The sequence below is a fragment of the Flavobacterium soyangense genome (assembly GCF_015277675.1).
GTDB classification, from domain to species: Bacteria; Bacteroidota; Bacteroidia; order Flavobacteriales; family Flavobacteriaceae; genus Flavobacterium; species Flavobacterium soyangense.
Genome location: NZ_JADHEC010000017.1, coordinates 1 through 20,147 on the forward strand (window position 1 = coordinate 1; position 20,147 = coordinate 20,147).

Genomic DNA, 20,147 nt, shown 5'->3' on the forward strand with positions numbered 1-20,147 from the left:
GAATTTTAGCTAAAATAACAGCTTTAACTTTGGTTCAATTCATCAATAGATTTATTTTTGAAAGACCAATAAACAATATTAAAACACAAATAGTTTAATTACACCCAACGGGTTAATTGTATAATATAAAAGCACTAATACAAAAATAATATGGGCAGACTTGGAGCTACAGAGATAGTTGTTCTGATTTTCATCGGTGGAATAATTTATTTCGCTTTCAAACAGAATAAAAATAATATAAATATAGATGTTTTGAATAAACACTATTTGCAATCACAAATTAAATCTAGCGGAACTGCCTATCTTTTATGGTTCTTTTTTGGATTTCATTATGCTTACCTTGGAAAATGGGGGATTCAAATTTTATATTGGATAACTTTTGGAGGATTGGGAATTTGGGCAATTATTGATTTGTTTACTCTTTCCGGAAGAGTTGCTAGTCATAATGCGTTAATTTTTCAGCAAATTGACACTATTGACAGGAAAGAAAGAGATGCCGAACAAGCTAGAAATATGGCTATGATATTAGCAGCAAAAGGAAATTAAAAATCAATTTAAATAAATAACATGGATACACAATTTGCCGAAACTCATATTAATGAGTTTATTGAGAAGTTAAGAAACGATTACGAAGCAAGACAAAATGCTGTTGTGAAAATTGCAATTTCAGGACAAAGTGGTTCTGGTAAATCTTCGTTAATTAATGCTATTTTAGGAAGAAAAGTCGCTGAAGTTGGAATTACAGAAACTACAACTCATATTAAATCATATATAAGTGGAGGTATTCATTTTTCAGATTTACCTGGATGTGGAACTGTGAAATTTCCTGTAAATTCATATATTGATAATTGTAAATTAAATGATTTTGATGCTGTAATTATTGTTACCGCAAATAGGTTTTATGAAAATGATATTTGGTTAATTGAAGAAATGGTTAGTATAGGAAGACCCGTTTATGTTGTAAGAACAAAAATGGATACCTCTATCAAAGATGGTGAACATGATGAAGAATTAAATGAAACTGAAGTTTTTGAAAAGGTAAAAGAGGATATTAAAAAAAATGTTGGAAATATTAAAATTAATGGAGTCTATTTAATTTCATCTAGGGTGCCATTAAAAATGGATTTGCCAAATTTACTTGTAGATATAAAGAGTAATTTAGACTCAATAAAGAGACAAAGATTTATCTCAGATGTTTCACCTTTAAATTCTCAAATATTATTAGCAAAGAGAGAAGTTGCCATATCAGTTGTAAAATATAGAGCTGCCGCAGCTGCATTAAATGGGATAAATCCTATTCCTGGTTTAGATATTTCCTTAGATATTGCGATATTATTGAATATGGCTTCAGAAATCAAGAAAATTTATGGTTTAGATGAAGAAAACATAAGTGAACTTTCTAAAAAAATGAAGTCGAAAGCAAATTTTACTGCTTTTAGTCTTAAAGTTGGACAATATTCATCGAAGTTTATTACAAAGGAAGGAATAATTATCATTTTAAAAAGATTTGCCGTAAGTTTAAGTTCACAAGAAATGCTTAAATATATTCCAATTATTGGTCAAATAGCATCTGCTGGTATTGGATATAAAATGACTTATAGTTTTGGAGATAATTTAATAATGGAATCTGAATCTTTAGTGAATGAAATCCTTGTTAGAACGGAAGAGGATATTGTTAGTTGAAAAATTTGAAATATAACTAATTAGATATGATACAATATATTATTATACGGTTATTGAATTTTGTAATGTGGGTATTTTTTGCAATTGTTGCTATCCCTTTTGGAGTGTTTATGTTGCTAAATAAATGGTTTCCAGTTTTTAGCCACGATTTAGGTTTTTGGTTTTGGTCCGTTTTTGGGATTGTTACTATTGTAGCTTATGTAGTTTTATGGAAACCCTTACTTTGGATAATAGGAATTTTTCAACTATTGGGAGGAGCTGGGCAATAGGGAAATAATTTTGGTATAGCGATGAAAACACTATCCTAAAAAGTGTGTGTCTTAATAAATTACGAGGTTTGACTTTTTATTAAAAAGTCAAACCTTTTTTTATTTAAAATTATTCTTCGCTAACAACGAAAAGAAACACTAAAAATGCTCCCTATAATACTCGCAAATCCCATTAATTGGACATTCTGGACACTTGGGTTGAGGACGACAAATTTCTCTTCCTAAAAATGAAATCGCCATGCCTATTTCTCCCCAAATGGTCTTTGGCAATACTTGCATAAGTTGCTTTTCTACTTTGATGCCGTCTTTCGATTCTGGGATTAATCCAATTCTTGGAGCGACACGAATCAAGTGTAAATCGGCAATAATTCCTTCAACGGGAACATTGGCTTCTCGCATAATGACATTGGCGGATTTACGCCCGATACCTTTCAGAGCCGTTAATCCGTCCATCGTGAGCGGAATATTTTCATCTTTTTTGATGGTTTGTGCAATTTCTATTAGCCAATTGGCTTTGGTGCCAAAATTCCTTACTTTGGAGATGTGAGGAATTAATGCTTCCACATTAGAAACGGAAAGACTTTCCATATTAGGAAAAACTTCAAATAGGGAAGGAGCAATTTTGTTGATATTCGCATCGGAATCTTGGGCAGAAAGGACAACCATTACCAGCAATTGGTACAAATTATGATAATCCAACGGATGTTTTCGACCTTTGTATTTCTTTAGAATTGGTGCTAATTTTTCCGTCCAATCATTTGTTTCTTCAAATAAATTCATAATTTGGGATTTTATATTTCACAAAAAAAATACTGATAATTCCTCAGTTTAGTTGGGAAAGTATCAGTATAAAGTTAAGATAAAAATGCTGAAAGATTGTTTTTGCTTTTACGAATTCTTCCAATACATTGGGTTAGTTTCTTCGGTTCTTTGAAACCAGTAATCTTGTGTTACTTTGTGGCCATCTAGCGTTTTCATTTTCCGTTCGAAAATCCAGATTGTAGGATTGAAAACCATATTGGTTACTGCCACGGTATATAATTGTAGATCTTCTTCCGCTTTTTTAGTTTCTTCTTCGATAACTACTTCTAATCCATTGTGTTCTAATAGTTTCTTTAAGAAATCTTTACGGTTTTCATCAACCCCTTTTTCTACAAAAGTGACTCTTGTTTCTCCAATGCTTCCAAATGAATGTTTTCCGTCTAATGTTGCCATAACTTATTTATTAAAAATGGTACTTAATTCAAAAATGTAATCGTATAATGGACTGTATAATCCAAGAGCTAGAATGCCTAAAACGGTAATTATTAGCCCCAAACGCATATAAATTTTGCTCTTGAAAAAAGGAATTGGATTGTCACTTTTTCTAATGAACATAGCTCTTATTAACAATAAATAATAGTATAGCGAAATGGTTACATTGACAACTGCTAAGAAAACTAATAGATAATACCCTTTGCTTGCTGCTGCTGCGAACAAGAAAAATTTACCGAAAAAACCAGCAACTGGCGGTATTCCTGCTAATGAAAATAAGGCTAACATCATCACAAGACTCAAGTTGGGATTGGTTCTGTACAAACCATTGTAATCATCTCTATTTTCTTTCCCAGTTTGCAACGAAATAGCTTGTACCACTCCAAAAGCTGCTAAATTTGTGAATATGTAAACCATTATAAAATAAACAACTGTAGCAGTTCCTAATTGTGTACCAGAAATTAGACCTAATAAAATAAAACCAGCTTGCGCAATTGATGAAAAAGCCAAGAATCGTTTCATATTCTGTTGGCGTAAAGCAAATAAGTTACCAATAAACATTGTGGTAAGTGCTATCAAATAAATGATATTTTCCCAAATGTACATCAAGGGTTTTAATACAGTAAACATTAAAATCATCAAAATAAACACGGCAGCTCCTTTTGAAATTACAGATAAATAGGAAGCAATTCCAATTGGCGCTCCTTCATAAACGTCAGCTGTCCAAAAATGAAATGGAACCAATGATATTTTGAATGCCAATCCGACAAAAAACAAGATGGAACCTAATATAGTCAAGTTGGTTGACGTTAAAACTTCAATGACATCATTAAAATAAATGGAACCCGTTGCAGCATATAACAACGAGATTCCAAACAAAGAAACTCCCGATGCCAATCCTGCCGAAAGTATAAATTTAACACCTGCTTCACTCGAAATTCTTTTGGAAGTTTCCCAAGCTACCAACGCAGCAACTGGCAAAGTTGATAATTCCAATCCAATGTAAAACATTAGAAAATCACCTGCCGAAATCATAAAATACATTCCCAAAAGAGAAGAAAAGAGCAACATAAAAAACTCGGTTCCTTTATTCAAGGGCACCATTTTTTCTTGAATCCAATCGGCTGATTGAAGTAGGACTATTAATACACCTACATTAAGCGTGTTTTTAAAGAAGTGAATCAGCGTATTTGTGCGGAACATTCCACCAAACAAACTAGTTTCCTCGATAGCAAAAAAGCCTAAAATGGTATGGATACCAAATAATATTATAGCTATGTGTACAATCCTTCCTTTATTGTTTTTATTTATGAAAATTTCGCCTACAATCAATAATAGTATAATTGTCAATAGGAAAATTTCTTGTCTCATTGCGATAAAACTGGTCAAATTCATTTTTGTTATTTATTATAAATGATTTAATACTCCTTGAATAAATGGCCCAACACTGTCCATCGTCATATTGCTTAACCAAAGCGGTGCTACTCCCATTCCAATCATAGGAATTAATAGCAACATTATACCTGTTACCTCGAACCAGGTTACCTTTGGTAAGTCTAAAAACTCTTCGTTTTTAACTTCTCCCATCAACATAATTCCCAGAACTCGCAGGATGTAAACTGCGGTAACCACAATTGCCGAAACTGAAATTATCGTCGCTACTCTATAGAACATTTCTTCGTGTTGGAATGCACCAACGAAAATGTTCATTTCAGCAATAAAACCACTAAATCCAGGCAATCCCAATGAAGCCAAACCCGCAATTACATAAATCACAGAAATGAATGGCATAACTTTTAATAAACCACCCAATTTTGTGATGTCTCTGGTGTGTGTTCTTCCATAAATCATCCCGATTAAGGCGAAGAATAAGGCTGTCATAAATCCGTGGGAAAGTGATTGTAAAATCGCACCGTTCCAAGCGGTTTTGTTCAACATCAACAAAGCAAACAACACCATTCCCAAGTGACTCACTGAGGAATACGCATTGATGTATTTTAAATCGGTTTGTTTCAATGCTCCAAAGGCGCCATAAATAACTCCCGTTGCGGATAATATGATGAAAAACCAAGACCATTCGATAGCTCCCAATGGCAATAAAAACATTGCAATTCTAAAGACTCCATAACCTCCCAATTTCATTAAAACTCCCGCGTGAAGCATTGATACTGCTGTTGGTGCCGAAGCGTGACCATCAGGAGACCAAGTGTGAAAAGGAAATAAGGCTCCAAGAACGGCAAAGCCGATAAAAGTCAAAGGGAAAAATAGTTTCTGAGCTTCAAATGGGATATGTACTTTGGAAATTTCTAATATATTGAATGTCAGCACCCCTCCATCAGCATTGGAATTAAAATAAATTCCCAAAACGCCAACCAATAAAACTGCTGAAGCTCCCATTAGCATTAATGTTAATTTCATTGCCGAATATTCTTTTGGTCCTGAGCCCCAAATTCCAATCAACAAATACATTGGTATAACTGCAATTTCGTAGAATACAAACATCGTGAACAAATCGATTGAAATGAAGAATCCGTAAACGCCAGTGGCCAAAACCAATAGCGAAACAAAAAATTCTTTTGGTAAATCGTCCGTTTTCCAAGAAATAAAAACACCAGCCAAAACAACTATTGAAGTCAACAACAATAATGCGGTCGAAATACCATCGACTCCAATGGCATAATGCACATTGAAATTTTTAAACCAAACCGTGTCTTGAGTAAAAAGCATTACGCTTTTATTGATAGCTCTTTCTCTAAAATAAGCAAAAAGCAAATTGATAGCCATTCCTAGTTGAATGAAACTTCCAATCATTGAAATAATTCGTGCCTGTTTTAATCCTTTGGAGAAAACCAAAGCTATAACTGTGAGTACAGGTACAATTACAAAAAGTGATAAAATATCCATATTAATTGATTAGTTTGTCCATAAATAAATGAAAACCAAAGCGACAATCACAACTCCCGATACAAAAAACATTGCGTAATCTTGTAGTCTTCCGGATTGCAATCCTTTTATTTTTTCGGAAATAATTACCGTTTTGTTTCCAATGCCTTCCATCGTTCCGTCAACATATTTCTTATCGAATTTTGCAATTGGAGTGGAAATTAGATTAAAAACAATTTTTTTGGTAACGAACATATAGATTTCGTCGAAGTAAAATTTATGAAAGGCCCATTTGTACAACATTCCAAAAGCATTGGAAAATCGTTCAGCCAAATCATTTTCTTTTTTGTAGAAAATCCAGGCAAGGATGATTCCAACTAATCCGGTTCCCACGGCTACTGCGGCCATTGGATAATTCAAATGTCCTTCAAAAGCAACTCTATCGGCAGTCACGAATTCGCTGAAAGGAATAAATCCTGCCACGATACTCATAAAAGCCAAGAACAATAAAGGAAATGTCATCGAAATTGGTGATTCGTGTGGAGTGTGTTTGTATTGGGTATCTTTGCCCCAAAATATTCCAAAATAAAGTCGGAACATATAAAAAGCAGTTAATCCCGCCACGAAAAGCGCCATAAAATAAATCAGCTGATTTTTTTCGAATGCTGCCACCAAGATTTCGTCTTTACTCCAAAATCCTGCAAACGGTGGAACTCCGGCAATTGCCAAAGCTGCAATCAAGAACGTAATATTGGTAATTGGCATATATTTGCGCAATCCGCCCATATCTTTCAAATAATTGCTGTGAACTGCGTGAATAACGGAACCAGCGCCCAAGAATAACAAGGCTTTGAACATTGCGTGTGTAAACAAATGAAACATTGACGCCATATAACCAACACCTTCTTCTCCTTTATAACTTGAAACACCAAGTGCCAACATCATATAACCAATTTGTGACATTGTCGAAAAGGCCAAAACTCGTTTAATATCCGTTTGTGTAAGAGCGATTATTGCTGCAAACAAGGAAGAAAATGCTCCCACATAAGCCACAATATTCAAGGCAAATCCACCTTCAACGAAATAATACATTGGGAATAATCGAGCAACCAAATAAACTCCGGCTACAACCATTGTTGCTGCGTGAATTAATGCTGAAACCGGTGTTGGCCCTTCCATTGCGTCCGGTAACCAGATGTGTAATGGGAACATCGCTGATTTTCCAGCTCCACCCATAAATATTAAAAGCAATGCCCAAGTAATTACGGATAATCCCATAAAGGAAGAAGATGCCCAATTTAAAAGCAAACCTTCACCTTCTGGATTGACAGCATTTAATGTTTGAAAATCAAAAGTACCGGCATAATAGCCAACAATTAATATTCCAATCAAGAAGCCAAAATCAGCAAAACGAGTCACTATAAATGCTTTTTTTGCTGCAGCTACTGCCGAAGTTTTGGTATAATAATAACCAATTAATAAATAGGAAGAAACTCCTACCAATTCCCAAAAAATATAGATTTGGAAAAGGTTTGTTGCCAATACTAATCCAAGCATTGAAAAGGAAAATAGCGATAAAAAAGCAAAGAATTTGGTATAACCATCATCACCTTTCATATAACCTCGGCTATAAATGTGTACCATCAGGGAAACTGTAGTCACGACAATAAGCATCATCACAGATATTGGATCAATCAAAATTCCCATATCGATATGCAAAGTATCGGTGAAGTTCATCCACACTGTTTTTTCAACGAATGTTTGGTAAACACCATCGACTTTTCCTACCACAAAAAAGTATTGGTAGGCAGTATAATAAGACAATGCAGCCGAAACTGACAATCCTAAAACGCCAATGTATCCAGAAACTGCCGGTTTAATTTGTTGGTTAAAAATTCCCAAAAGCAAGAAAACAGCCAGCGGAATAAACGGAATAAATAATATATAAGAGATGTCCATAGTTGATGAATATTAATACTTCATAATTTCAGTGTCCTTCACTTCAACAGAGCTAATTTGTCTGTAAAGATTAATTATGATTGCAACAGCCAGCGCAGTTTCGGCGGCAGCCACGGCAATAATAAAAATCGAAAAGAAAACGCCTTGCAACACATCCGGATATAAATATTTGTTGATGATAACAAAGTTTATTGCCGAAGCGTTTAAAATTAATTCAAGAGAAATTAAAATTGAAATCAAGTTTTTTCTTGTAATAAATCCATAAATGCCTATAAAAAACAGAATAGAGGTAAGGGTGAAAATTTCGTAAATGCTAATTCCGGCTATCATAATGTGTCGTCGTTTTTAGTTAGTTTGTCTCCTTTTCCAATGATTATTGCTCCAATCATTGCGGCCAATAATAGAATACTAATCACTTCAAAAGGTAAAATGAATCCGCCTGCTCCGTAGCTTAAAAGTCCCATTCCAATATCAGAAACATCGGTAGTTTTAGAATTTTCGACAACATTAAAATTGGTTGAATAAATGACGGACAAGAAAACGCCTAGTCCAATCAAACAAACCAATCCGGTTATTAATTTTTTGGACAATTTTGCCATTTCCAATTCCATTTCGATATGGTGAACCAGCAGCACCGAGAAAATGACCAACACAATAATTCCTCCTGCGTAAACCGTTAATTGAACGGCGGCCAAGAAATTATAGTCAATCAAAAAGTAAATTCCCGCCACACCAATAAGCACAAACAGCAGATAAATAACGGAGCGAAGCATTTGGCGACTCGTTACAGAAGCAATGGCAGCAACAATCATTATCAATGCCAGGATATAAAATACAATTTTTTCCATAAGATTAATCTTCTACTCCAGGCATCAATTTGGATCCTGGTTTGTTTAAAACTCTAGTGAGGTATGTTCTGTCGTAAACGGAATTTTCAAAATTTTGTGCCCATTTGATGGCGTCGGTAGGGCAGGCTTCAATACATAAACTACACATCGTGCACATTCCCAAATGATAAATATGTTGGTCTATCATTTTTTTCTTTTTGCCTGTTTCAGGGTCAATTTGTCTGTCCCAAATGATTTCGATACTTCCGTTTGGACAAGCCAATTCACATTTTTGACAACCCGTACAGCGGTGTTCATTGTTTTCGTCGTGAGGCATCACCACTTCACCACGAAAACGTTCGAACATTTTTAAAGTATCTCGATTATCGGGATATTGTTGCGTTATGGCGCCTTTTCTCGAATGTAAAAAGTACTTTCCGGTAACACTCATCCCCGTGAGGAGTGATTTAACCGCATTATATATATCTGAAAAATAACTCATAAGTATTAAAATTTAATGGTTAATCCTAGCAAGACCATTAATGCCATCAAAACCAAGTTCATTAAGTTTAAAGGAAGTAAATATTTCCATTCCAATACCAAAAGTTGGTCGATTCTCAATCTTGGAAACGTCCATCGAAACCACATCATCAGAAATATTAGTACCAATGTTTTTGCCAAAAACCAAAACACACCCAGTAATGGAATCGATTCCGTTATTCCGAAAGGCGATAAATAGGCTCCAAAAAATATGGTTGTTGCGATTGCCGCGATGATAAACATATTGATGAATTCGGCCAAGAAGAAGTAAGCGAATTTCATTCCCGAATATTCCGTGTGAAAACCGGCACCTAATTCTGATTCGGCTTCAACCAAATCAAAAGGAGCTCTGTTGGTTTCAGCAGTTCCGGCAATCATGTAGATGCAAAAAGCAATAATTGCAGGTATATGTCCTTGAATGATAATCCAGCCACTTTTTTGAACTTCAACTATTTGCGAAAGTTGTAAAGAGCCTGTCATGACAACCATAGTCAACAACGATAATCCAACGGATAATTCGTAACTAATGGTTTGGACCCCGCTTCGCATCGCGCCAATCAAGGAAAACTTGTTGTTGCTACTCCAACCCGCCAATAAAATTCCGATAACTCCAATGGATGATATAGAAGTCAAAAAGAAAATCCCAATATTAATGTCAAAGGCCTGAAATTCTTTCGAAAAAGGAAAAAGAGACAAAGCCATTAATGCGGTAACGATAACAAAATAAGGAGCCAAATTGTATAAAAATTTATCTGCTTTTATGGTAACGGTTAACTCTTTAGAAACTAATTTCAAAGCATCGGCCATTGTTTGTAATAAACCTTGGTAACCAACTCTGTTTGGTCCAAGTCGCAATTGAAACCAGGCTGCAACTCTTCTTTCAAGTAAAACCAAGTACAAACCGGCAACAGCAAAAATGAGCAAGTAAACAATTGCTATTAATACCATTTCTACAATGCTTGCTGTAGCTTCCGGCATCAGGCTAAAAAGCCATTCGTGAATATTTTTTGTAATGTTCATAGAATTAATTTTATCGGTCAATATCAGGAATTACAAGGTCTAAAGTCGCCATAGTTGCCACCAAATCCCCAATTTTTCCACCAACAGCAATATGATTTAATAAAGATAGGTTGGAGAATCCCGGTGATCTAAATTTCATTCGATACGGATTTTTTGTTCCGGTACTGACGATATAAACGCCCAGTTCTCCTCGTGCGGTTTCTACTTTTTGATAATATTCACCTTCGGTCAATTTGATAACAGTATTGGTTTTGGCAAAAAATTCTCCTTCCGGAATGTTGTCTATCAATTGTTCGATTATGGACAAGGATTCCCACATTTCAAGAATCCGAACTTGATAACGGGCAAAAGTGTCGCCTTCGGTTTTCAAGACTTCGTTGAAAGTTACTTTGTCGTAAGCACTGTAGCTATGGTGTTTTCTCACATCGCAAGAATAGCCGGAAGCACGACCCACTGGTCCTGAAGCTCCAAAAGAAATCGCATCTTCTTTGGATAAAATTCCAATACCTTCCATCCTTTTTTGGAAAATTATATTGCCGGTTAAAAGCAAGTCGTATTCGGGTAATTTTGTTTTGAAATGGGCAATAAATTCCTTGGTTCTTTTTACAAAATTGGGGTGAATGTCAAACATCAATCCACCGGGAATGTTGTAGTTCATCGTCAAACGCGCACCACAAGTTTCCTCGAAAATATCGTTAATCAATTCGCGGTCCCTAAAACCATAAAAATAAGTGGTCAAAGCTCCTACGTCCATTCCCATTACACCCCACCATAAAGTATGGGAAGCGATTCGGGTCAATTCGCCAATAATGGTGCGAATGACTTTTACACGCTCCGGAATTTCGAGTTGAAGTGCATTTTCAACCGTAAGACAAACCGCTTCGTTGTTGATGTGCGAAGACAAATAATCCATTCTGTCAGTCAAATGCACGATTTGCTGATAGCTGTCGCGTTCACACATTTTTTCGATGGAACGGTGGATGTATCCTAAATCAGGTTCCACTCTTTTAATTATTTCACCGTCAATAGTCAATAAAAGTCGCAAAACACCGTGAGTTGCCGGGTGTTGCGGTCCCATATTGATTTGATATTCTTCGGATCTAAAGTTGTTTTTTATGGTAGTTGTATCCATTTTACTTATTTGATAATCATGTTAATTTCATCCACATAATCTTTTCTAAGCGGAAAACCGTCCCAGTCTTCGGTCAGAAAAAGTCTTTTTAGATTAGGGTGATTATTGAATAGTATTCCGAAGAAATCAAAAACTTCCCGTTCGTGAAATTCGGCCGTGCGCCAAATAGTCCAAACAGAATCGAAAGTTGGGTTTTCCCGATCTTCAGTTTTTACCTTCACCACCAATTGATGTCTGTGAGTGGTTGACTCTAGATGATAAACAACGCCCAATTCCTTTCCCCAATCTACACCGCTTAAACAAAACAAATAATCGAAATTCGTTTCGGAATTGCTTTTTAATTGTGTCATTAATTGATGAAGTTGTTCGGGTTGAACGGTGATATTTAAAAACTGTGATTTTTCTTCGGTGAATTCTAATTCGGGAATCCAGGTGCTTATTAAACTTTGTAATGCTTCGTTTGTCATAATTTTGATATTATAATCCTTCGTCAAACCCATCAATTGGGAAAACTTTGGCTTTCATACTTTCTGTTTTGATTTTTGCTTGAAGCATTAGCATTCCTTCCAATAATGCTTCCGGACGGGGAGGACAACCAGGTACGTAAACATCAACGGGTATAACGTGGTCAGCTCCTTTTACCACAGAATAAGAATTATAATAAAATGGACCTCCAGAAATAGCGCAAGCTCCCATGGCAATTACGTATTTTGGTTCCGCCATTTGATCGTATAAACGACGTAAAACAGGAGCCATTTTATTGACAATAGTTCCTGCAATAATAATTAAATCAGCTTGTCTTGGCGAAGGTCTAGCAACTTCAAAACCAAATCTTGAATAATCGTGGCGAGCAGCTCCGGTTTGCATCATTTCGATGGCACAACAACTAGTTCCGAAATATAGAGACCAAAGCGAATTTGCTCGACCCCAATTTATTATTTCGTCTAATGAGGTAACTAAAATATTAGCTCCATTACCTCCAGGAATTACTTTTCCCGGGAAATCTTCCGGTATATCAGGGGTGTTATTTATTCCCATTTTAATGCTTCTTTTTTCCAGGCATAGGCTAATCCTAGACCTAATATTACTAAAAATATGATGATTTCATAAAAGGCGACTATTCCAATTTTTTGGAAAACAACAGCCCAAGGAATCAAAAAGGCTACCTCGACATCAAACACTAAGAATAAAATAGCATATAAATAGTATCCAACTTTAAACTGAACCCATGTTGGTCCAATGGTGGTCATCCCACTTTCATAAGGTTCACGCTTTTGTGAATTGTCTGATTTTGGTGAAAGTAAATTAGATAAGAAATTTGCGCCAGCAACTAGAACGATGCCGGCTAACAAGAAAACTATAATTGCTTCTGAACCCATTTTTAAAAAGTGTTAATGGTTTATATTTTATTATTTTACTTCATAAGTTTCTCCCGAGAAGAATAAATCATCGGTTTTTGTGAAACTTGAGTTTGCTTTGACTTGTGCTGTTAATGCATCTTCTCTTTCTTCTAAAGTCACATCATCAAAACTTCTGATAACTCCGGTTGCCAATGGAGATTCTAATCGAACCAACATATAATGAAGTGTTGGATCTTTTTCTTTGGCATTGTGTACCAATAAATCTTCCTGTGTAATTCCGTTTTCGCCAATGGTTACGGTTTCTAATTTTAGTCTGTTTAAAACTAAACCTTTGTCACGGTTTTTTCCAAAAATCATTGGTTTTCCGTGCTCTAAATAGATTTGTTTGTCATCTTTAACTTCTTTATCAGTAATATGATTGAAGCATCCGTCATTAAAAATAACGCAGTTTTGCAAAACTTCAATTAAAGAAGTTCCTTTAAATTGATGGGCTTCCATAAAAATTTGCCCCATTTCTTTTGGACTTCCACCTCCAACTCTTGCAAAAAATCGGGCTTGTGCTCCTAAAGCTAATTCGCCAGGAGAAAAAGGAGGTTGTGTATTTCCGTAAGGAGAAGATTTTGTTTTTTGTCCAATTAAGGAAGTTGGGGAAAATTGCCCTTTGGTTAAACCATAAATTTCATTATTAAATAGGATGATATTCAAATCAATATTTCTACGTAAAACGTGAATAAAATGATTTCCACCAATGGCCATTGCATCACCGTCGCCAGTTGCAATCCAAACGCTTAAGTTAGGATTTGCCAGTTTCACACCCGAAGCAATTCCGGGGGCTCTACCGTGAATACTGTGAATTCCGTAGGAATTAATATAATAAGGAAAACGAGAAGAACATCCGATACCAGATATGAAAACTACGTTTTCTCTGGCAACACCCATTTCAGGAAGTGCTTTTTGCATCGTGCGTAAAATTACGTAATCATCGCAACCTGGGCACCATCTTACTTCCTGATCACTTGTAAAATCTTTAGCAGTATATTTTTTTTCAGCAGTAGTTTCCATAATTATACTAGTTCTTTAAATTTTTGAATAAGGTCATCGTTAGCAAATGGTAATCCTTGGACTTTATTGAATTGTAAAAATTCAAATTTGCTATGTTTTATTTTTAAAATACTGGCAAACTGACCTGAGTTTAATTCGCAAACAAGAATTTTTTTGTACTTGGATAAAATTGCTTCCGTATTTTTTGGCATTGGATTAATATAATTGAAATGAGCATAACCAATGTTTTTATATCCTTCATCATTTATTTGTTTAACTGCAGAATGCAAAGAACCATAAGTTCCACCCCAACCAATTACCAATAGATCTCCAGCATCGGTAAATTCAGTTTCTATGTCCGGAATGTTAAATTTAACACGTTCAATTTTTTCTGCTCTGATGTTAGTCATAGTCTCATGATTTGCAGGTTCATAAGAAATATTTCCAGTAACAGCATCTTTTTCTAAACCACCAATTCTATGTTCTAATCCTGGAGTTCCGGGGATTGCCCAATTACGAGCAAGCGTTTTTTCGTCTCTGTCATAAGGATGCCAGTTTTCTTTAACTTCAGTAATTCTATTGTTTTTAATAGGAGGCATTTCGGCAACTGTTTTAATTTTCCAAGGAGCTGAACCGTTTGCGATGTATCCGTCAGTCAATAAAATAACCGGCGTCATATGTTCTAATGCAAGACGAGCTGCTTCATAAGCAAAATTAAAGCAATTTGCAGGTGTACTTGCTGCGATAACAATTACCGGGCTTTCACCATTTCTTCCATACATTGCTTGCAATAAATCGGATTGTTCTGTTTTTGTAGGTAAACCTGTTGAAGGTCCGCCGCGTTGAACATTCACAACAACTAAAGGCAATTCAGTCATTATAGCTAAACCAATGGCTTCACCTTTTAGTGCCAATCCTGGTCCTGAAGTGGTGGTTATGGCTAAATCACCAGCAAATGAAGCTCCAATTGCTGAAGTTACACCAGCAATTTCATCTTCTGCCTGAAATGCTTTTACGCCAAAATGTTTGTGTTTTACTAATTCGTGTAAAATATCGGTGGCGGGAGTTATTGGATAAGAACCTAAGAATAATTCCAATCCTGATTTTTCGGCTGCTGCCAAAAATCCCCATGCAGTTGCTGTGTTACCCATAATAATTCTATAGGTTCCAGCTTCCATTTTTGCAGGTGAAATAGTGTACGAGTTTGGAATAAGCTCTAAAGTTTCGGCAAAATAATAACCCGCATTTAAAACTTTGGTATTGGCTTCAACCAATGAAGGTTTTGATTTGAATTTTTTATTAAAAAAATCAATTGTATGTTCTAACGAACGATTGTACATCCAATAAACCATACCAAGAGAAAACATATTTTTGCTTCTGGATATTGTTTTATTATCCAATCCTGCAACATCTTTCAACGCCTCTTTGGTTAAAGAAGTCATATCAACTTCAATAACTCTGAAGTTGTCTAGACTTCCATCTTCTAGTGGATTTGTTGTGTATTCTGCTTTATCTAAATTTTTCTTTGTAAATGAATCAGTATCTATTATTAAAGTATGACCTGGTTTTAAAGCATATATATTGGTTTTCAAAGCAGCAGGATTCATTGCGACCAATAAATCGACGCTGTCACCAGGAGTGCTTACTTCAACGCTACCTATATGTACTTGAAATCCCGAAACTCCATATAAACTTCCTTGAGGTGCTCTAATTTCAGAAGGGTAATTTGGGAAAGTAGCAATGTCGTTGCCAAACATAGCCGAAGTATCAGAAAACTGTGTTCCTGTCAACTGCATTCCATCACCAGAATCACCAACAAACCGAATTACTACGGCTTCCAGTTTTTCAGGTTGAAGTTTTATTTTATCTGCAATCATAATTTAGGGAATTTAATATTTCAAAATTGATTAATAATACAATAATTGATTAAGCCAAATTTAATTTCACTTTTTAAAATAAAGTATGATTTTTATCATATAAAAGTATGAAAATTGAATTTAAATTTACACTATAATTACTAAATATAAAATCATGGCAATAATTATTACGGACGAGTGTATCAACTGTGATGCATGTATTTCAGAATGTCCAAACAACGCAATTTATGAACCAGATGACAAATGGTCTTATTCTGATGGGACAACCCTAAAAGGTATGGTAAAAACCCCAAAAGGAGTAGAGGTTGACGCAGATGCTGAAAACGATCCTATTTCTGATGAGTTTTTCTATATCGTATCAGATAAATGTACGGAATGTAAAGGTTTCCACGATAAACCTCAATGCGCTTCTGTTTGCCCAGTGGACTGTTGTATACTTGATGAGAATCACATAGAAACAGAAACTGAACTGTTAGCGAAAAAAGCATGGTTGCATAGTGAAAACTAATAAAAAAAGCTAAACCCCCTTCTTCAAAATGGTTTTTAGCTTTTTTTTAATCTTAAAATTAATACTGTCAAGTAATTTGTGGATTGAATAGAGAGTCGCAGATTCAGGATGGTAAAATAACTTTATAAAAATGAAGAATAAAATTTTCCCAAAATTAATTTGTGATGGTAATGAAGCGGTAGCAATCATTGCTCACAAAACAAATGAAGTCTGCGCAATTTACCCTATTACACCATCATCGCCTATGGGTGAGCATGCGGAACTTTATAGCTCTAAAGGCAGAAAAAACATTTGGAATAATGTTCCAAAAATTGTTGAATTACAAAGTGAAGGTGGGGCCGCAGGAACTGTTCACGGCGCATTGCAAGCCGGAGCTTTAACCACAACTTTCACCGCCTCACAAGGTTTATTGTTGATGGTACCTAATATGTACAAAATCGCCGGTGAATTATTGCCTTGCGTAATTCACGTTGCTGCCAGAACAGTTGCTACACATGCACTTTCTATTTTTGGAGACCATTCCGATGTAATGGCTTGCAGGCAAACTGGCTTTTCAATGTTGTTTGGTGGTTCTGTTCAAGAAGCACACGATTTTGCCTTAATTTCACAAGTCGCAACTTTAAAAACTCGAGTACCGTTTTTGAATATTTTTGATGGTTTTAGAACCTCTCACGAAATTTCAAAAATTGACGGTATTACAGACGATATCATTAAAGCAATGATGCCAGATGATAAAGTTATGGAACATAAAAAAAGATCATTAGATCCTGACCGTCCTGTTTTAAGAGGAACAACCCAAAATCCTGACGTGTTCTTTCAAGCAAGAGAAGCTGCAAATTTATTTCACGACAGAGTTCCTGCAGTAGTTCAGGATGTTATGGACGAATTTTACGAACATACGGGTCGTAGATACAATTTGTTTGATTATATAGGTCACTCAGAAGCCGAAAGAGTCATCATCGTTATGGGTTCTGCCGAAGGTCCTGTAAAAGAAGCTCTTGATGTTATGCTAGCCGAAGGCGAAAAAGTGGGTGTTATTTTAATACGTTTATTTAAACCTTTCTCTATAGATGCTTTTGTTAATGTATTACCAAAAACCGTTCAAAAAATAGCCGTTTTAGACAGAACTAAAGAACCAGGAAGCGTTGGAGATCCTCTTTATTTAGACATTGTTACCGCACTTGTTGAAAGTGGAAGAGATATGCCTATTGTTGTTGCCGGTCGTTACGGATTGTCATCCAAAGAGTTTACTCCAGCAATGGTAAAAGGAATTTATGACGAGTTGTTGAATAAAAAACCTAAAAATCACTTTACCATTGGTATCAATGATGATGTGACTTTTAAAAGTTTATATTATGATACTAAATTCGATACTAAAGCAACCACTATTAACTGTATGTTTTATGGTTTAGGTTCTGATGGAACTGTTGGAGCGAATAAAAATTCTATCAAAATCATTGGTGAAACTACTGATAATTATGTTCAAGGATATTTTGTTTATGACTCTAAAAAAGCGGGAGCTCAAACTATTTCACACTTGCGTTTTGGTCCAGACCCAATCAATTCTAATTATTTAATTGATAAAGCCGATTTTATTGCCAGTCATAAATTCAATTTTGTTGAAAAATTCAATATGATTGCCGACTTAAAACACGGTGGTACTTTCTTATTAAACTCTCCTTATTCTGCAGCCGAAATTTGGGATAGATTACCAGTTCAAATTCAAGAAGGGATTATCGAAAAACAAGTCAAGTTTTATGTAATTGACGCAACAAGTGTAGCTCAAGAGGCTAATCTTGGAAAAAGAGCCAATACTATTTTACAAACTTGCTTCTTTGCCATTTCCGGAATCTTGCCTAAAGATGAAGCAATTCAAAAAATTAAAGATGCCATCGTTAAATCCTACTCTCATAAAGGAGAAAAGGTGATAAAAATGAACTTTAATGCAGTTGATAAAGCTCTTGAAAATTTACACCAAGTAGATTATCCAAAAGTGGCTTCAAGCAAAAAACAAATGTTGTCAGCAATGCGAAATGCACCAGACGGATTTGTTACTGAAGTTTTGGAAAAAATATTAGCCGGTTTTGGAGATGAACTTCCAGTAAGTGCTTTCACAGTTGACGGAACTTTCCCTACAGGAACTTCACAATACGAAAAAAGCGGAATTGCCGATTTTATTCCAGTTTGGGATGACGAAAATTTATGTACACAATGTAACAAATGTATCGCCATTTGTCCTCACGCAGCCATTCGATCTAAAGTAGTTTCTAATGAAGACTTAGCTAGTTTTCCAACTTCTTTAAAAAGCGTTCCAGCCATCGGAAGACCATTTTCTAAAGAGAATGAATCTTATATCTTGCAAGTTTCACCTGAAGATTGTACAGGTTGCGACCTTTGCGTAGTGGTTTGCCCAGCCATAAGTAAAGAGAAAGAAAACTTCAAGGCTATCAATATGCATAAGAAAATTGAAGTTGATGTTGAAGAAAATGTTAATTGGAATCACTTCGTAAGTTTGCCATATTATGACAGAACAGCTTTGCAGACAACAAATATAAAAGGATCTCAATTCTTGGAACCTTTATTTGAATTCTCAGGAGCTTGTTCCGGCTGTGGGGAAACGCCTTATATTAAGATGGTTACCCAATTGTATGGCGATAGTATTATGATTGCTAATGCAACAGGCTGTTCTTCTATTTATGGAGGGAATTTACCAACGACACCTTATAAAACCAATGAATTTGGTAGAGGTCCGGCTTGGGCGAACTCACTTTTCGAAGACAATGCCGAGTTTGGTTTAGGTCTGAAATTGGGGTTAACCAAAAAACAAGAAATTGCAGTTGATTTATTAAAATCATTGGAATCAATTATTGGTACCGAATTAGTGGAAGCCATTTTAAATAACACCGAAGAAACCGAAGCGTTGAAAAACGAAAAATTCGCACAAATTGATGCACTTAAAAAAGTATTATCAAACATTGGAGACAATGAAGACGCTAAAAAACTAAGTCAATTAACGGAATATTTACGTAAAAAAGCGGTTTGGATCTTTGGTGGGGACGGTTGGGCTTATGACATCGGTTACGGTGCAGTGGATCACGTTTTATCGACTGGAGAAGATATTAATATTATGGTATTGGATACCGAAGTTTATTCTAACACTGGTGGACAAGCATCTAAATCGACTCCTCTTGGAGCAAGTGCTAAATTCACAATTGGTGGTAAAAAAACAGGTAAAAAATCACTAGCACTTCAAGCTATTTCTTATGGGAATGTTTACGTAGCCCAAATTGCAATGGGTGCCAAAGATTTACAAGCACTAAAAGCGATTGAAGAAGCTGCAGCTTATCCTGGGCCATCATTAATTATTGCTTATTCCCACTGTGGTGAACACGGTTATGAATTGAAAAATGCTATTTCACAGCAAGAAAAAGCAGTGGATTCAGGCTACTGGCCATTATTTAGATTCAATCCTTTAGAATCAAAAGGTAAAAAATTCAAATTAGATTCTAAAGCACCAAGTATTCCTTTGAGTGACTTTATGTATAACGAAACTCGTTTTACCAGAGTTGTTAAAGAAAATGCAACATTAGGAGCTGAATTGCTTACTCGCGCTCAGGATGAAGTGGATTCTAAATGGGAAAGATTGGAACTTTATAGAGATTTGTAATAGATTCTATATAATTAAAAACTGCTTAAAAAGGCAGATGAATTATTAAATTGAAAGGCCTACTCGGGATTTAAAATCTTGGGTAGGCTTTTTTATTTATGCCTTTCGAGCACAAATTCTAAAAAA

At 35.4% G+C, this 20,147-nt stretch carries 20 protein-coding genes and 1 pseudogene; 6 read left to right on the top strand and 15 right to left on the bottom strand.

Annotated features, from left to right (window positions below):
- The 4 genes and pseudogenes from IR213_RS08855 to IR213_RS08870 all read left to right on the top strand — a co-directional run.
- Positions 1-98, top strand: a pseudogene (locus IR213_RS08855) (IS982 family transposase); the annotation flags it as partial.
- Positions 99-150: 52 nt separating this feature from the next.
- Complete coding sequence (locus IR213_RS08860) at positions 151-546, top strand: TM2 domain-containing protein (RefSeq protein WP_228479145.1); 396 nt, start codon at positions 151-153, stop codon at positions 544-546.
- 21 nt (positions 547-567) lie between these two features.
- Positions 568-1,683: a GTPase gene (locus IR213_RS08865; protein WP_194311950.1), complete on the top strand. Its 1,116-nt coding sequence runs from the start codon at positions 568-570 to the stop codon at positions 1,681-1,683.
- A gap of 26 nt (positions 1,684-1,709) precedes the next feature.
- Positions 1,710-1,952, top strand: coding sequence for a hypothetical protein (locus IR213_RS08870; protein WP_194311951.1), 243 nt, complete (start codon positions 1,710-1,712; stop codon positions 1,950-1,952).
- A 138-nt stretch (positions 1,953-2,090) separates the two neighbouring features.
- On the opposite strand, the gene IR213_RS08875 is transcribed toward IR213_RS08870, so the two are convergent.
- From IR213_RS08875 to IR213_RS08945, 15 genes are all read right to left on the bottom strand, one after another.
- On the bottom strand, positions 2,091-2,732 hold the full coding sequence (locus IR213_RS08875) for an endonuclease III domain-containing protein (RefSeq protein WP_194311952.1): 642 nt from the start codon (positions 2,730-2,732) through the stop codon (positions 2,091-2,093).
- A gap of 108 nt (positions 2,733-2,840) precedes the next feature.
- Complete coding sequence (locus IR213_RS08880; protein ID WP_194311953.1) at positions 2,841-3,167, bottom strand: hypothetical protein; 327 nt, start codon at positions 3,165-3,167, stop codon at positions 2,841-2,843.
- A gap of 3 nt (positions 3,168-3,170) precedes the next feature.
- The gene (locus tag IR213_RS08885; RefSeq protein ID WP_194311954.1) at positions 3,171-4,601 is read right to left on the bottom strand and encodes an NADH-quinone oxidoreductase subunit N; all 1,431 of its coding nucleotides are present in this window, start codon (positions 4,599-4,601) and stop codon (positions 3,171-3,173) included.
- A 12-nt stretch (positions 4,602-4,613) separates the two neighbouring features.
- The gene (locus tag IR213_RS08890) at positions 4,614-6,110 is read right to left on the bottom strand and encodes a complex I subunit 4 family protein (protein ID WP_194311955.1); all 1,497 of its coding nucleotides are present in this window, start codon (positions 6,108-6,110) and stop codon (positions 4,614-4,616) included.
- Between the two features lie 9 nt (positions 6,111-6,119).
- Positions 6,120-8,048, bottom strand: a complete 1,929-nt coding sequence (nuoL, locus tag IR213_RS08895; RefSeq protein WP_194311956.1) for an NADH-quinone oxidoreductase subunit L — start codon at positions 8,046-8,048, stop codon at positions 6,120-6,122.
- Between the two features lie 12 nt (positions 8,049-8,060).
- Positions 8,061-8,378 (bottom strand): NADH-quinone oxidoreductase subunit NuoK, encoded by a 318-nt coding sequence (gene nuoK / locus IR213_RS08900; RefSeq protein WP_194311957.1) that lies wholly within the window; start codon positions 8,376-8,378, stop codon positions 8,061-8,063.
- The gene (locus IR213_RS08905; RefSeq protein ID WP_194311958.1) at positions 8,375-8,896 is read right to left on the bottom strand and encodes an NADH-quinone oxidoreductase subunit J family protein; all 522 of its coding nucleotides are present in this window, start codon (positions 8,894-8,896) and stop codon (positions 8,375-8,377) included. The genes nuoK and IR213_RS08905 overlap by 4 nt, the downstream gene beginning before the upstream one ends.
- A 4-nt stretch (positions 8,897-8,900) precedes the next feature.
- Positions 8,901-9,377, bottom strand: coding sequence for a 4Fe-4S binding protein (locus tag IR213_RS08910; protein ID WP_194311959.1), 477 nt, complete (start codon positions 9,375-9,377; stop codon positions 8,901-8,903).
- Between the two features lie 5 nt (positions 9,378-9,382).
- Positions 9,383-10,435, bottom strand: a complete 1,053-nt coding sequence (gene nuoH, locus IR213_RS08915; RefSeq protein ID WP_194311960.1) for an NADH-quinone oxidoreductase subunit NuoH — start codon at positions 10,433-10,435, stop codon at positions 9,383-9,385.
- 10 nt (positions 10,436-10,445) lie between these two features.
- A complete protein-coding gene (locus tag IR213_RS08920) occupies positions 10,446-11,567 on the bottom strand; it encodes an NADH-quinone oxidoreductase subunit D (RefSeq protein WP_194311961.1) in 1,122 nt (373 codons plus the stop codon).
- 5 nt (positions 11,568-11,572) lie between these two features.
- Entirely contained in the window at positions 11,573-12,034 is a 462-nt protein-coding gene (locus IR213_RS08925) for an NADH-quinone oxidoreductase subunit C (protein ID WP_194311962.1), read from the bottom strand.
- A 10-nt stretch (positions 12,035-12,044) separates the two neighbouring features.
- The gene (locus IR213_RS08930; RefSeq protein WP_228479146.1) at positions 12,045-12,605 is read right to left on the bottom strand and encodes an NADH-quinone oxidoreductase subunit B; all 561 of its coding nucleotides are present in this window, start codon (positions 12,603-12,605) and stop codon (positions 12,045-12,047) included.
- Entirely contained in the window at positions 12,596-12,946 is a 351-nt protein-coding gene (locus IR213_RS08935) for an NADH-quinone oxidoreductase subunit A (RefSeq protein WP_194311963.1), read from the bottom strand. Before IR213_RS08935 ends, IR213_RS08930 begins: the two co-directional genes overlap by 10 nt.
- 30 nt (positions 12,947-12,976) lie before the next feature.
- Positions 12,977-13,990 carry a 2-oxoacid:ferredoxin oxidoreductase subunit beta gene (locus IR213_RS08940; RefSeq protein ID WP_194311964.1) on the bottom strand — a complete coding sequence of 338 codons (1,014 nt, stop codon included), beginning with the start codon at positions 13,988-13,990 and terminating at the stop codon, positions 12,977-12,979.
- Positions 13,991-13,992: 2 nt separating this feature from the next.
- Positions 13,993-15,846, bottom strand: coding sequence for a 2-oxoacid:acceptor oxidoreductase subunit alpha (locus tag IR213_RS08945; RefSeq protein WP_194311965.1), 1,854 nt, complete (start codon positions 15,844-15,846; stop codon positions 13,993-13,995).
- Positions 15,847-16,000: 154 nt separating this feature from the next.
- On the opposite strand from IR213_RS08945, the gene IR213_RS08950 reads away from it, so the two are divergent.
- Entirely contained in the window at positions 16,001-16,354 is a 354-nt protein-coding gene (locus IR213_RS08950) for a 4Fe-4S dicluster domain-containing protein (protein WP_194311966.1), read from the top strand.
- A 130-nt stretch (positions 16,355-16,484) separates the two neighbouring features.
- Positions 16,485-20,021: a pyruvate:ferredoxin (flavodoxin) oxidoreductase gene (nifJ, locus tag IR213_RS08955; RefSeq protein ID WP_194311967.1), complete on the top strand. Its 3,537-nt coding sequence runs from the start codon at positions 16,485-16,487 to the stop codon at positions 20,019-20,021.
- Positions 20,022-20,147 lie beyond the last annotated feature (126 nt).